This is a genomic window from Agromyces zhanjiangensis (assembly GCF_040496055.1).
Classification (GTDB): domain Bacteria; phylum Actinomycetota; class Actinomycetes; order Actinomycetales; family Microbacteriaceae; genus Agromyces; species Agromyces zhanjiangensis.
On sequence record NZ_JBEPKB010000005.1, the window covers coordinates 168,411 to 182,820 of the forward strand.

Genomic DNA, 14,410 nt, shown 5'->3' on the forward strand with positions numbered 1-14,410 from the left:
AGTGGAATCGACCACGTCGGGTGTGGAGGACCGGTCCGCCACGTCGCCTCGGGAGCCGTCCTCCACATCGCCTCGGGGCATGCCGCGGATCACCGATCCGGGAGCGCGCGCCCGTCCATGCCGCGGTCGCAGCGAGGCTGCCCGCATGACGACCACCATTCGCGCCGGCGCCCCTCAGGACTTCCTGGCACTCGTCCCCGTGCTCGCCGGCTACCGTCCGGCCCGTTCCCTCGTCTGCGTCGCCTTCGAGGGCAACCGCACGTCGGCGGTGCTCCGACACGACCTGCCGGACTCCGCGCACGTCGACGCCGTCGTGGCCTCGGTGATGGGCACGCTCTGCAGGATCCCGAGCGTCGACGGGATCGTCCCCATCGCGTACTGCGAGGAGCCGTTCGACGGGGAGGGCCTCCCGCGGGCCGACGTCCTCGAGTGCGTCGTCCAGGGCGCAGAGCGCGCCGGCTTCGCCGTCCGAGACGCACTGACGGTGGCACCGAACGGATGGGGATCGCTCTTCGACGACGGCCTTCCCGCGGGCGGCCGGGCACTCGGCCTCATCGAGGAGAGCAGCGCGATCACGGCATCGTCGACGAAGGCGTCGGGGCTCGCCGCGAGCCTCGTCGAGTCCGCGGCCGACCTCGTCCGCATCCCCGATGCCGACCGGGCGCTCGCCGCGCACATCCGTGAGGTCCTCGACGGCCTCTCCGAACGTGCGAGGGCCCATGCCGATCACATGGCCGATCGTGTCGAGCGCGCACTGGGGGACGCCGCGGATCCGATCGTCCTCGTGGAGCGGATCGCGGCAGCGCGCGTCGACGGCACCGCGGAGGAACTCGCCTGGCTCCTCGAACTCGCGGAACAGCCCGCAGTCCGCGACGCGATCATGCTCCAGTCGGCGTTCGGCCCCGCGATCGGCGAGCTGTCGCTGGACGCGGCGGACGTGGAGCGCGATCACGGCACCACGCTGGGCCTCGACGAGCCGCACGGCTCGGAGCGACGCCCGGGTCCCGACGAGGGGGAGAGCGTCGATGGGTACCTGGCGAGGCTCATGCTCGGACGCTCGTCGATCCGACCGGATGCCGATCGGGTGCAGTCGATCCTGGGCTTCGTCACCATCGCCATCGGCAACGCCCCGACCGGCCGGCGCACGGGCGCGCTCTGCATCGCGGCGTGGCTCTCGTGGGCGCTCGGTCGTGGATCCGCGGCCGGCGCGCTCATCGACCTCGCGATCTCCGAGACGCCGGACCACACCATGGCCGGGCTCCTGCGCCGCTTCCTCGCCCTCGGCGAGCTCCCCGAGTGGGCGTTCTCGCGACCACTGGCTGGGCCGGGACGGTCCGAGCCCGCCGCGTAGGGCGGACTCGGAGCGGGACGCCGACGGACGGGACGCCGGCGGACACCGAGACGCCGACGGACGCCGGGACGTCGACGGATGCCGAGACGCCCGGACCCTGGGGATCCGGGCGTCTCGGAGAGCCCTCGGCACGCGGCGCGACGTCGCCGCGCGCGGCGCGTCAGAGGCGGTTCGCCGCCTCGGTGAGCACGCCGCGCAGGATCTGCTCGATCTCGCGGAACTCCGCGGGGCCGATGGTCAGCGGCGGCGCGAGCTGGATGACGGGGTCCCCGCGGTCGTCGGCACGGCAGTACAGTCCCGCGTCGAACAACGCCTTCGACAGGAATCCGCGGAGGAGGCGCTCCGACTCGTCATCGTCGAAGGTCTCGCGGGTCGCCTTGTCCTTGACGAGCTCGATGCCGAAGAAGTACCCGTCGCCGCGGACGTCGCCCACGATCGGGATGTCGAGCAGCTTCTCGAGCTCCGCGCGGAACAGCGGCGAGTTCTCGCGCACGCGTTCGTTGAGGCGCTCCTCCTCGAAGATGTCCAGGTTCTCGAGCGCGACCGCCGCCGAGACCGGGTGCCCGCCGAAGGTGTAGCCGTGGTAGAAGCTCGTCGTCCCCGTCTTGAAGGGCTCGTAGATCTTCTCCGACACGATCGTGGCGCCGATGGGGGAGTACCCAGAGGTCATGGCCTTCGCGCAGGTGATCATGTCGGGGACGTAGCCGTACGCATCGCACGCGAACATGTGGCCGATTCGGCCGAATGCCGCGATGACCTCGTCGGACACCATGAGCACGTCGTACTTGTCGCAGATCTCCCGCACGCGCTGGAAGTAGCCGGGGGGCGGCGGGAAGCATCCGCCCGAGTTCTGGATCGGCTCGAGGAACACCGCCGCGACCGTCTCCGGACCCTCGAACAGGATCATCTCCTCGATGCGGTCCGCCGCCCAGAGGCCGAACGCCTCGAGGTCGTCCGCCGGACCGCCCATCTCGGCCGCGCGGTAGAAGTTCGTGTTCGGCACGCGGAACCCGCCCGGCGTGATCGGCTCGAACATCTGCTTCATCGCGGGAATCCCGGTGATCGCGAGGGCGCCCTGCGGCGTGCCGTGGTAGGCGACGGAACGCGAGATGACCTTGTGCTTGGTGGGGATCCCGCGGAGCTTCCAGTAGTACTTCGCGAGCTTGAAGGCCGTTTCGACCGCTTCGCCGCCACCGGTGGAGAAGAACACCCGGTTGAGGTCGCCCGGCGCGTAGTCGGCGAGGCGGTCCGCGAGCTCGATCGCCGCGGGGTGCGCGTACGACCAGATCGGGAAGAACGCGAGCTCCTCCGCCTGCTTCGCTGCGACCTCGGCGAGTCGACGGCGCCCGTGACCCGCGTTCACGACGAACAGGCCCGACAGCCCGTCGAAGTACTTCCTGCCCTGGGCGTCGAACACGTGGTGGCCCTCGCCGCGCGTGATGATGGGCACGCCGTGCTCCTCCATCGTGGACTGGCGCGCGAAGTGCATCCAGAGATGGTCCTTCGCCTTCTGCTGCAGCGCGGCGTCGTCGAAGCCGGCGGTGCCGAGGCGCGCAGTCGCGTCGAGGGTGGTCATCGGGAACTCCTTCCGGGCGACGCCGCAGTCAGCGGGTGCCCCAGTTGTAGAACTGCTTCTGCAGCTTCAGGTAGACGAACGTCTCCGTGGTCTGGACCCCGGGGAGGTTGCGGATGCGGGAGTTGAGCAGTGTGATGAGCTGGTCGTCGTCCTCGCAGACCACCTCGGCCAGGAGGTCGAAGCTGCCGGCGGTGAGCACGACGTAGTCGATCTCGGGGATCGCCGCGAGCTCCTCTGCGAGCGCGCGGGTGTCGCCCGTGACCCGGATGCCGATCATCGCCTGGCGGGTGAAGCCGAGCTGCATCGGATCGGTCACCGCCACGATCTGCATCACGCCTGCTTCGGTGAGCCGCTGGACCCGCTGGCGGACGGCGGCCTCGCTGAGACCCACCGCCTTACCGATGTCCGCGTAGGAACGCCGACCGTCGGCCTGGAGCTGCTCGATGATCGCCTTCGAGACGTCGTCGAGCTGCACGGGCCGATGGCTCGTCGAGCGGTTCCCGTTCGTCATGCGTTCGATCATGACAGTGACTTTGTTGAATGACAAGCGATTCCGTCGATTCCGAGGGCATTCACCACGGATTCCATCGTCTGGGCTCTTCCGTTCGGACCGCTCCTGTGCGAGCATGGTCGGCACCTGCGCCCGGCCTCGCCCGGTGCGCCATCGAACGCGGCCGAGCGGCCGTCAGACGACATCCCGACGGAGGAACCCCGTGACCGAGCTCCTGCGCAACTTCATCGGCGGCGGCTACGTCGACGCGCGCGCCGACGAGACCCTCGACCTCGTCGACCCGGCGACCGAGCAGGTCTACGCGACCGCCCCGATCTCGACGGGCGCGGACATCGACGCCGCCTACTCCGCCGCGGAATCCGCGTTCGAGCAGTGGGGTGAGACGACCCCCGCGGAACGACAGCTGGCGCTCTTCCGGATCGCCGACGCGATGGAGGAGCGCGCGGAGGAGTTCGCCGACCTGGAGTCGCAGGACACCGGCAAGCCGCGCGCGAGCCTCGTGGCCGACGAGATCCTGCAGTCGGTGGACCAGCTCCGCTTCTTCGGCGGCGCGGCGCGGAACCTCGAGGGCCGGGCCGCGGCCGAGTACCTCGCCGACCACACCTCGTACGTCCGCCGGGAGCCGATCGGAGTCATCGGCCAGGTCGCCCCGTGGAACTACCCGCTGAACATGGCGGTCTGGAAGATCGCGCCGGCGATCGCAGCCGGGAACACCGTCGTCCTCAAGCCCTCCGACACGACCCCGCTCGCGACGCTGAAGCTCGCCGAGGTCGCGTCCGAGTTCCTTCCGGCCGGCGTGCTCAACGTCGTGACCGGTGACCGCGCGACCGGCGCCGCCCTGCTCCAGCACGCGACGCCGGAGATGGTCGCCATCACGGGCTCGGTCCGCGCGGGCATGGAGGTCGCCCGCGCCGCGGCATCCGACCTCAAGCGGGTCCACCTCGAACTCGGCGGCAAGGCGCCCGCGATCGTCTTCGACGACGTCGACCTCGCAGCCGCGGCCGAGGGCATCGTCTCCGCGGCGTACTTCAATGCGGGACAGGACTGCACCGCTGCGACGCGCGTGCTCGTGCACGAATCGGTGCACGACGAACTCGTCGCGGCACTCGTCGAGCGCATCCGGACGAGCGCGCGCACCGGCGGTCCGCGCGAGGACGGCGTGTTCTACGGGCCCCTCAACAACCCGACCCAGCTCGCCAACGTCTCCGGGTTCATCGACCGCCTGCCCGACCACGCGGACCTCGCCGTCGGCGGCCGGCGCCAGGGCGACCGAGGCTACTTCTGGGAGGCCACCGTCGTCACCGGCCTGCGCCAGGACGACGAGGCCGTGCAGCGCGAGATCTTCGGCCCGGTGCTCACCGTGCAGTCCTTCCGCGAGGAGCGCGACGCGCTCGCGATGGCCAACGGGGTCGACTACGCGCTCGCCGCCTCCGTGTGGACCCGCGACCACGGTCGCGCCATGCGCTTCGCCAAGCACCTCGACTTCGGGTGCGTGTGGATCAACACGCACATCCCGTTCGTGTCCGACATGCCCCACGGCGGGTTCAAGCACTCCGGCTACGGGAAGGACCTCTCCCAGTACGGGTTCGAGGACTACACGCGGCTGAAGCACGTGATGAGCTTCATCGGCTGAAACCCCCGCGCGGTGCCAGACTGGACCGCATGGTCGATGGTGCGGTGCGCCGCAGGAACGAGCCCGGCTCCCCGGAGTGGGACGTCGTCGTGGGCTCCCGCTTCATCGCGGCGGTCGCGGCACCGGCCGCCGACCGGGTCCTGACCGGGCTCGCCGAGTCCGCCGGACTGGGGTCGCTCGAACTCGAGGAGCTCGTGGCCCGGATCCCCATGGGCCCCGGCGGCGTCGAGCACTTCGCGATCGTGTGGTGGCCGGCGTCGGGCGACCCGATCACCGCGATCGTGCGCGGCGACGCGGTCATCGACCTCGCGTCGCCGGGCGGCGCGCGCCGCCTCGACTCGCGTGAGATCACGCCGTGGCACCTCGCCGAGTTCACGGCCGTGACGCGGCTGCGCATCGCCGGCGCCGACTCGGCGCTCGACGAGGTGCGGCAGGCGGGCCTCCGCGGCACGGCCGTGCCCGCCGACCGCGCGGCGTTCCGCGCGTCGGCGGTGGAGTGGTCGTGGCGCGAGGTTCCGGTGCGCCCGGACTCGCGCGCCGGCGACCCCGACGCCGACACGCGGATCGCTCGGCCCTCCCGCGCGGACCGTGATCGGCGCGGACCGACCTCCGGCGTCCCCACGGCGCCCATGCAGGTCGTCGACGACGACACCGTCCGGTTCGCCCGGGGGAACGCCGCCGACGCCGACACCGTCCTCACGAGCGCGGCTCGCGCTCGCCTCGTCGAGCAGCGCACCGGCGACGTGCGAGCGGATGCCGCGGCATCCGTCGCGCCCGCGGTCGAGCGCGGGCAGCCCACGCTGCGCTACCGCGTCGACGGCGGCGAGGTCGGCGAGGTGTCGAACCCCGTGCTCATCGGGCGCAGCCCGAGCGCGCCGCGGATGACGACCGGGGAGGTGGTGCTCGTCCGCGTCCACTCGCCGGCAGGCGTGGTCTCCGCGACGCACCTCGAACTCCGGATGGAGGGCGGTCGACTCGTCGCGGCGGACCTGCGCTCGACGAACGGGACCGTGGTCCAGACCCCTGCGGGCCGGCGTCGGCTGCGATCCGGCGAGTCGCTCGTGGTCACGCCGGGCACCTCCCTGCAACTCGGAGGGGATACGATCGTCGAGATCCTCCCGGCGCTCGGGGGCGTCGACGCATGAACTCGATCGGACACTGGGGGACCGGGTGACGCAGATCGGCAACGGCAACAGCCGCCACACGGTCGTGCTCCCCGACGGCACGGAGGTCACGCTCGCCTGGGCGGCTGCGACCGACACCGGCCTGCGCCGCGCCGTCAACGAGGACAGCTTCGTTGCGCAGGCGCCGCTGTTCGCGGTCGCCGACGGGATGGGCGGACACGCGGCCGGGGACTTCGCCAGCGCCGCGGTGGTCACCCGGCTCGCCGAACACGGGGGCAAGTCGTCGGTCGGCACGGCCGACATCGACGACGCACTGAAGCTCGCCGTTCGCGACATGGGTCGCGGTGCCGGCGTCACCGACGAGGGAAGCGGCACGACGGTCACGGGCGTGGCGCTCGGCGTCATCGGCGACGAGCCGGCGTGGATCGTCTTCAACATCGGCGACTCGCGCGTGTACCGCCTCGTGGGCGGTGTGCTCGAGCAGCTCACGGTCGACCACTCGATCGTCCAGGAGCTCGTCGATGCCGGTCAGATCACGCGCGAGGAGGCGGAGACGCACCCGCATTCGAACGTGATCACGCGCGCGGTCGGTTTCCACGAGGCCCCGATCCCGGACTACCGGGCGATCCCGCTCGAGGAGGGCATGCGCGTGCTGGCGTGCTCCGACGGGCTGACGAAGGAGCTGACCCCGTACGGCATCCGCCACTTCCTCATCTCGGGCCGTTCACCCGAGCAGGCCGTCCGGCAGCTCGTCGAGGCGGCGGTGGGCAATGGTGGGCGCGACAACGTCACGGTCGTCGTCGTCGACGTGCTCCGGGTGGTCCGGCCGTCCACAGCCGCCGACGACGGCTGATCCCGGTCGACGCACCCGACCTAGAATTGGGCGAGACCCGACGCGTCGCCGCGCCGGGATGCAACGCACCAGAGGTCGGCGGGAGGATCGTGTCGAGGCGTCTGCCGTCAACCCCGCCCAACCTGCCCGGGTTCTCGTTCATCCGCGTCCTCGGCTCGGGTGGGTTCGCCGACGTGTTCCTGTACGAGCAGAACATGCCCCGTCGGCTGGTGGCCGTGAAGGTCCTGCTCGCCGAGGTCGTCAACGACGAAGTGCGGCAGATGTTCCAGGCCGAGGCGAACCTCATGGCGCAGCTCTCGAGCCATCCGTCGATCCTCACCGTCTACCAGGCCAGCGTCGCCGCAGACGGCCGGCCTTACCTCGTCATGGAGTACTGCTCCGCGACGCTCGGGCAGCGCTACCGCGCGGTGCAGCTCCCGCTCGCGGAGGTGCTCGCCATCGGCGTCAGGATCGCGAGCGCCATCGAGACGGCGCATCGCCAGGGCGTGCTGCACCGTGACATCAAGCCCTCCAACATCCTGACGACCGCGTACGGCCACCCCGTGCTCTCCGACTTCGGCATCGCTGCGACCCTCGGGCAGGCGGAGGCGAGCGACGCGGTCGGGCTCTCGGTGCCGTGGTCGGCTCCGGAGGTGCTCCTCGACGAGGTCGCGGGGACCGTCGCGAGCGAGGTGTGGTCGCTCGGCGCGACGGTGTACTCGCTCCTCGCCGGCCGCAGCCCCTTCGAGGTCCCCGGTGGCGACAACGGCACGGTCGCCCTCGTCGGTCGAATCGAGAAGGCCAGGGTCCCGACCACCGGTCGGCCCGACGTGCCGCGGAGCCTCGAGGCGGTGCTCGCCCGCGCGATGTCGAAACGGCCCACCGACCGGCAGGACAGCGCCCTCGAGTTCATCCGCGACCTGCAGTCGGTCGAGGAGGAGCTCGCACTGCCCCAGACGCCGCTCGAGGTCGCGATGGACGACTGGGCGCTCGCGACCGCCGTCGACCTCGACGAGCGCACGCGCATCGGCGCCGGCACGAGCGTGGCCGCCGCATCCGGACGCTCGCGGCGGCGCCGCGCCGGAGGGTCCGCGCGTCCGATGCCGCGCAGCCTCGATTCGCACTCCCAGGGCTCGCTGTCCGGCCGCGCCCGCACCACGCCGCCGTCGACCGGCCGCCTCATCCTGGGCGTCGCGATCGCGGCCGCCGTCTTCGTCGGGTTGGTGGTCGCCGGGCTCCTGACGGTCGCCGGAAGCGCCGGCGACATCCCCGTCGTCGCCGACGTCCGGGCGAGCACGGACGGCGCCACGGTCGAGTTCGCGTGGGACGACCCCGGCATCCGCCAGGGCGACGCCTACATCGTCACCGTGCAGGGCGAGACCTCAGCACCGCAACGGGCCGCCGAGTACGCGGTGAGCCTCGACGAGCCCGGCACGGTCTGCGCCACGGTCACCGTCTGGCGCGACGGCCGGACCGGCCAGCCGAGCGCGGAGCGCTGCACCGAGGTCGACGAGGTCCCGCGATGAATCTCCGGACCCTCTGGGCGCGTCGGCGATCGGCGATCGTGACCGGCGCCTCGATCGCGGCGGTCGTCGCGCTCGTGGCCGGCATCGCCGTGGCATCCGGAGGGTACACGGCGCAGCGGGTCGACCTCGGGGACGCCTCGGTGTGGGTGCCGAACGACGGGCTGCAGACCGTGGGGCGCGCCAACACGGCCGTGCACGAGCTGAACACCGTGGTCGACACCGGCGGCACGCGGTCCGAGATCGTCCAGAGCGGCGCCACGGTGCTCGTCCTGGACCGCGATCGCGCGAGCGTCGGGATCGTCGATCCCACCACGTCGACCGTCACCGCCACGGTCGCCGTCCCCGGCGACGCCGAACTCGCCCTCGCCGGCGACCGCGTCGTCGTCACCGCCGGCGGCGACCTCTGGGTCTGGCCGGTCGACGAGTTCGCCTCGTTCGACGCGGAGGCGGATCCTGCGCTGTCGTTCGGCGCCGGATCGGTCGTCTCCGTCGACGAGGCGGGGCGCATCTTCGCCTTCACGCCGACCACCGGCGTCGTCTCGCGCTTGTCCGCGGCTGATCCGGACCGGACGCAGGCCACGTGGGAGGTCGATCCGCTCGACGAGGAGGCGGAAACGCAGATCACGTCGGTCGGCGGCCGGTGGGCGATCCTCGACGCGGAGGCGGCGGTCGTGACCTTCGAGGGCGGCGCGACCACGGCCCTGGAGGGACTCGACGCCGACGACCCGGTCCTGCAGCGGCCCGCTGCGGCGGGCGACGCCGTGCTGCTCGCCACGCGAGAGGGGTTGCTGGAGCTCCCGTTCGACGGCTCGGAGGCCACGCAGCTGTCCGCCGCGCACTCGGGAGAACCTGCAGCACCCCTGGTGCATGCGGAGTGCCGTCACGCGGCGTGGGGCGACCGGACGGCCTGGCGCGACTGCGACGGCGGGTCCGGCAGCGAGGTGAGCCTGGTCGGCGCCGAAGGCGCGCTCTCACCGGATTTCCGCGCCAACGGCGAGACGGTCGTGCTGAACGACCGGCGTTCGGGCGCGACGTGGGCGGCCTCCGGCGACTACGGCCTGATCGACAACTGGGACGACCTCCTCGCGATCGAGCGGGACGACGAAACCGTCGAGCAGAACGACCCCGACGCGACGCCCACGATCGAGAAGGCCCAGGTGGCGCCGGTCGCGCTGGACGACGAGTTCGGCGCCCGACCCGGACGCGCCACACTGCTTCCCGTGCTGCTGAACGACTACGACGCCAACGGCGACGTCCTCGTCGTCTCGACCGTGGACGGCGACCTGCCCGTCGGAGCCCGGCTCGACCTGGTGGCCGACCGGCAGCAGGTCCAACTGACCCTCGGCCAGGGTGCGCAGGGCGCGTTCGAGTTCGGCTACACGATCGACGACGGACGCGGGGGCAGCGCACGGGCGATCGTCAGCATCGCCGTCCGGCCGCCCGAGGAGAACGAGGCGCCGAGGCAGGTCCGGGAGAGCCGGGCGATGGTCGAACAGGGCGGACGCGTGACGACGGCCGTGCTCGGCGAATGGGTGGACCCGGACGGCGACCCCATCTTCCTGCGGCGCGCGAACGTGGACGCCCCCGACCGGGTCTCGTCGACGGCCGACGGGGTCGTCGTGTTCGACGAGGCCGGCGAGGGCGCCTCGCGGACCGTGTCCCTGGCCGTCTCGGACGGGCGAGACGAAGGCGTGGGCGCCCTCGTGGTCGCCGTCCGCGCCCCGGGCGAAGCGCCGCTCGTCGCCGAGTCGTTCGTGGCCCTCGCCACCGCCGGGGAGGAGATCGAACTCGAACCGCTCCGGCACGTCCGGGGCGGCACCGGGATGCCTCACCTGACGGCCGTGCCGTCGAAGCCGGGTGCGATCATCACCCCCGACTTCGATGCCGGGACGTTCCGATTCCGGACGGACGACGTCCGCACGCACTACCTCGAGTACACCGTGACCGACGAGGGCCGCACCGCGACGGGCCTCGTCCGGGTCGAGGTCTCGGCGCCCCCCGAGCGCGACACGACGCCCATCACCGTGCCGCACACGGCGTTCCTCCGTCTCGAGCACCCGATGGAGGTCGACGTGCTCGCGTCCGACATCGATCCCACGGGCGGACTGCTCATCATCACCGGCCTCGAGGACGAGGTCGATCCCGCGCTCCGCGTCGAGGTCGTCGAGCATCGCATCCTCCGAGTCACGCTGATGCAGCCGCTCGCGACCGGCTCCACCACGTTCGACTATCGCGTGAGCAGCGGTCTCGCCGACGCCGTGGGCTCGGTCACGGTCGTCGAGGTACCGAGGCCCGACCGGTTCCAGCCGCCGGTCGCGGTGGCCGACACGGCGTCGGCGCGGACCGGCGACGTCATCGACATCCCGGTCCTCGACAACGACGAGCATCCCGACGGCGACCGACTGACGCTTGCGCCCGATCTCGTGGAGGAGCCGGCTGCCGGGCTGCTGTTCACCTCGGGATCGCGCCTGCGCTATCACGCACCGGACCGCCCCGGCGAGTTCGAGGCCGTGTACCGCGTCGAGGGCCCCGACGGGCAGTTCGGGACCGCGTCGGTGCGGATCACCGTCCGAGACGCGGATGCCGAGAGCAACTCGCCGCCCGTGCCGCGCACCGCCATCGCGCGCGTCCTGGCAGGCGGGACGGTGCGCATCCCGATCGCGCTCGGCGGCATCGACCCGGACGGCGACTCCGTGCAGCTCATCGGCCAGGAGTCCAACCCCGAGCGCGGCACCGTCGTCGATCGAGGCGCCGACTGGCTCGAGTACCACGCCGGGGAGTACTCGGCGGGCACGGACACGTTCGCCTACACGGTCGTCGACGCCCTCGGGGCCCGTGCGACGGGCACCGTTCGGGTCGGGGTTGCGCCGGGTCTCGACGGAGCGAGGCGTCCGGTCGCGATCGAGGACGAGATCACCGTGCGACCCGGGCGGACGATCGCCGTGCGCGTGCTCGAGAACGACACCGATCCGGACGGCTCGGCCTTGCGCCTCACGGGCGTCGAGGCCAACACCCCCGGCACCGTGGTCGAGCAGGTCGACGACATGGTGGTCGTCGAGGTCCCGAACGGTCCGGGCCTGTACGGCGCCATCTACACGATCGCGAACGAGCGCGAGGCGAGCGCCTCGAGCTTCGTGCGCATCACGGCCGATCCCGACGCGACGCTCAGCCGGCCGGAGGCCGCCGACGTCGTCCTGAGCCTCACCGACGTGCTCGACGAGGAGGAGGTCGACGTCGACGTGCTCGACGAGGTCTTCATCGCCGATGCGGATGCCGCCGCCGCGGACGTCGCGCTCGTCCCGGGATACTCCGACGGGGCGCGCGTCTCGGGCGGCACCGTGCGGGTCGAGGTCCAGGACCGTCGCCGCATCGTGCCGTACACCGTCGCCCACCCCGACGACCCCGAGCTGCGCGCGTACGCGTTCATCTGGGTGCCGGGCAGGGACGACGCGCTGCCGCAGCTGCGGAGGGATGCTCCGCCCGTCGAGGTGACGTCCGGCGAGGAGGTCGTCCTCGAGCTCGAGGACTACGTCGTCGCCGCGTCCGGCCGGCCGGTCCGACTCACCGATGCCGCAACCGTGCGCGCGTCGCATTCCGACGGGAGCGACCTCGCGGTCGACGCCGACACCGTGCGGTTCCGCAGCGAAGCCGGGTACTTCGGACCGGCATCCATCTCGTTCACCGTCACGGACGGCGACTCCGCGGACGACCCGGAGGGGCGCACCGGGACCATCGTCATCCCCATCGACGTCACGCCGAGGGAAGGGCAGCCGCCCGCGTTCGACGGGGGAGTGATCGACTTCGAACCCGGGCAGGAGAAGGCGATCGACCTCGAGCGCCTGACCATCCTGGCCGGTTCGGGCGACGCCGAACTCGAGTACCGCATCGTCGGCGACCTCCCCGACGGATTCGGCGCGGCCCTCGATGGGACCGAGCTGCGCGTCCGCGCGTCGGAGTCGACCCCGCAGGGCACCCGGACCTCGATCACCGTCGGGGTCTCGGCCGACGGCGTGGAGGGCACCCCCGGGCGCATCGAGCTGCGCGTCGTCCCCTCCACTCGTCCCATCGCGCGGCCGGCCCCGGATGTCGCGATCGCACCGCGCGGGCGCACGACGTCGGTCGACGTGCTCGACAACGACGCCGCAGGCAACCCGTTCCCGGGGACGCCGCTCCGCGTGCTGCGTGTTCGCGGGCTCGGAGCGGAGAACCTCCCCGCCGGCCTGACCGTCGTGCCCGATGCCGACCGGTCGCGCCTCTCCGTCACGGTCTCCTCCGGTGCCGAGCCCATCAACACGACGCTCGAGTACCAGGTGGCCGACGCCACGAACGACTCGAGCCGCTATGCATGGGGGACCGTCACGATCTCCGTGCAGGACCGGCCGGATCCCATCACGGACGCACGCCTGACCGCGTTCCGCGACGGGGAACTCGACCTCGCGTTCGGGGCGGGCGCATCGAACAACTCGCCGATCGAGGCCTACCGGATCAGCCTGCTCGACCCCGCGGGCGGCGAGGAACTCGCAGCCTCGGAGTGCGCGGCGACCACCTGCACCGTGCCCACGCTCGGCAACGGCCCCGGCGCCGCCGTCCTCGTGCGCATCCAGGCGCGCAACGCGATCGGGCTCGGCGACCCGGTGGAGCTCCCGACCCCGGTCTGGTCGGACGTCATCCCGCCGGCGGCGACCGGCCTGCGGGCGGTGCCGCTCGACGGGCGGCTCCGGGTCGAATGGGCACCCGTGCCGACCGGGGCGGGCAGCCCGGTCAGCACCTACGTCGTCTGGATCGCCGGATCCCCGATCGAGGTCGACGCCGACCTCGCCTGCACCGCGTCCGTCTGCTCGGTCGAATCGCAGGGGCTCGCGAACGGCAGTTCCGTGGGCATCACCGTCAGCGCCCGCAACGGGGCGTTGCCCGCGCTCGCCGCGTGGACCGAGGCGAGCACGATCGGCACCCCCTTCGGCGCGCCGATCGCGGGCGGGATCTCAGTCGACGCCGACCCCGCCGCCGGCACGGTCGTCGTGTCGTGGTCGCCGTTCGACGGCAACGGCGACGGCATCGGCGGGTACTTCGTGCAGCGCCTCGTCGAAGGCGAGACGTCGGTCCCCGGTGGCGCGCAGGCCTGTTCGGTGACCAGCCCGGCGCCCGGCACGGTCGTCGCCCCGACGGTCGGCGGGACGGTCGCCGAGATGGTCCGCGTGGGCGCCGGGGCCTCGAGCGTCCAGTTCACGGGCACCAACGTGGAGTCGGCGCGATACGGTTTCGTCGTCTGGGGCTGGAACCGAGCCGGCTGCGTGTCCACGGAGGTCGCTGCGACGGTGGTCCGTCCGGCGCCGGGAGCGATCTCGGACGTCCGGAGCGACATGGACTGGACCAACCCGGAGACCTGGGACCGGTACATCGACGACGTCGACGGCGGGTCGAAGCGCCTCCAGATCATCGCGGTCGACGCCGCCGGCGCACGCGTCGGCTCGCCGAAGGACTTCTCCGGCTCGGGCTGGCTGCGACAGTTGCTGAACCGTCCGTTCGGGGAGACCGCGCGCTTCCAGGTCCGCAGCTGCACGGTCTGGGGCACCTGCGGCCCGTGGTCGGGCACGTTCCCCGGCGGGGACTCGCCGACACTGACGTTCGCGCTCCCCGGTCGCGCCTACGATGACGCCACCTCGACCTGGTCGTGGACGGCCGCCCCGGCGAACAACGGCCTCCCGGCCGCGTTCCGGTGCGGTGCCGACGGCGACCGCGTCGGCCGCACGGCCCAGAGCGCGACCTCCTGTCAGGTCAACGGAGCCAAGCCCGGCGACCTCGTCTGGTTGGATGTTGAGGTCGCGGGCGTCACCGCGAGGTTCGAGTCCCGATGAGT

General features: G+C 72.2%; 8 protein-coding genes. 6 read left to right on the plus strand and 2 right to left on the minus strand.

Features of this window, described 5'->3' with window-relative positions:
• The first annotated feature begins 145 nt into the window (after positions 1 to 145).
• Positions 146 to 1,351 (plus strand): DUF4192 family protein, encoded by a 1,206-nt coding sequence (locus ABME02_RS11645; protein WP_353815497.1) that lies wholly within the window; start codon positions 146 to 148, stop codon positions 1,349 to 1,351.
• A gap of 160 nt (positions 1,352 to 1,511) precedes the next feature.
• Here the strand turns inward: ABME02_RS11645 and ABME02_RS11650 are convergent, their stop codons facing one another.
• Entirely contained in the window at positions 1,512 to 2,927 is a 1,416-nt protein-coding gene (locus ABME02_RS11650; RefSeq protein WP_353815498.1) for an aspartate aminotransferase family protein, read from the minus strand.
• Positions 2,928 to 2,955: 28 nt separating this feature from the next.
• Entirely contained in the window at positions 2,956 to 3,438 is a 483-nt protein-coding gene (locus ABME02_RS11655; RefSeq protein ID WP_353815499.1) for an Lrp/AsnC family transcriptional regulator, read from the minus strand.
• 202 nt (positions 3,439 to 3,640) lie between these two features.
• On the opposite strand from ABME02_RS11655, the gene ABME02_RS11660 reads away from it, so the two are divergent.
• The 5 genes from ABME02_RS11660 (at position 3,641) to ABME02_RS11680 (ending at position 14,408) form a co-directional block, all read left to right on the plus strand.
• The gene (locus tag ABME02_RS11660; RefSeq protein ID WP_353815500.1) at positions 3,641 to 5,071 is read left to right on the plus strand and encodes a gamma-aminobutyraldehyde dehydrogenase; all 1,431 of its coding nucleotides are present in this window, start codon (positions 3,641 to 3,643) and stop codon (positions 5,069 to 5,071) included.
• Positions 5,072 to 5,100: 29 nt separating this feature from the next.
• On the plus strand, positions 5,101 to 6,216 hold the full coding sequence (locus tag ABME02_RS11665) for an FHA domain-containing protein (RefSeq protein WP_353815501.1): 1,116 nt from the start codon (positions 5,101 to 5,103) through the stop codon (positions 6,214 to 6,216).
• 25 nt (positions 6,217 to 6,241) lie between these two features.
• Complete coding sequence (locus tag ABME02_RS11670; RefSeq protein WP_353815502.1) at positions 6,242 to 7,048, plus strand: PP2C family protein-serine/threonine phosphatase; 807 nt, start codon at positions 6,242 to 6,244, stop codon at positions 7,046 to 7,048.
• An 89-nt stretch (positions 7,049 to 7,137) separates the two neighbouring features.
• The gene (locus ABME02_RS11675) at positions 7,138 to 8,553 is read left to right on the plus strand and encodes a serine/threonine-protein kinase (protein ID WP_353815503.1); all 1,416 of its coding nucleotides are present in this window, start codon (positions 7,138 to 7,140) and stop codon (positions 8,551 to 8,553) included.
• The gene (locus ABME02_RS11680; protein WP_353815505.1) at positions 8,550 to 14,408 is read left to right on the plus strand and encodes an Ig-like domain-containing protein; all 5,859 of its coding nucleotides are present in this window, start codon (positions 8,550 to 8,552) and stop codon (positions 14,406 to 14,408) included. The genes ABME02_RS11675 and ABME02_RS11680 overlap by 4 nt, the downstream gene beginning before the upstream one ends.
• Positions 14,409 to 14,410 lie beyond the last annotated feature (2 nt).

Bases quoted from the DNA above. Each gene is read 5' to 3' on its own strand.
- ABME02_RS11665 (WP_353815501.1), top strand. From the start codon at position 5,101: ATGGTCGATGGTGCGGTGCGCCGCAGGAACGAGCCCGGCTCCCCGGAG.
- ABME02_RS11650 (WP_353815498.1), bottom strand. From the start codon at position 2,927: ATGACCACCCTCGACGCGACTGCGCGCCTCGGCACCGCCGGCTTCGAC.
- ABME02_RS11645 (WP_353815497.1), top strand. From the start codon at position 146: ATGACGACCACCATTCGCGCCGGCGCCCCTCAGGACTTCCTGGCACTC.
- ABME02_RS11655 (WP_353815499.1), bottom strand. From the start codon at position 3,438: ATGACGAACGGGAACCGCTCGACGAGCCATCGGCCCGTGCAGCTCGAC.
- ABME02_RS11680 (WP_353815505.1), top strand. From the start codon at position 8,550: ATGAATCTCCGGACCCTCTGGGCGCGTCGGCGATCGGCGATCGTGACC.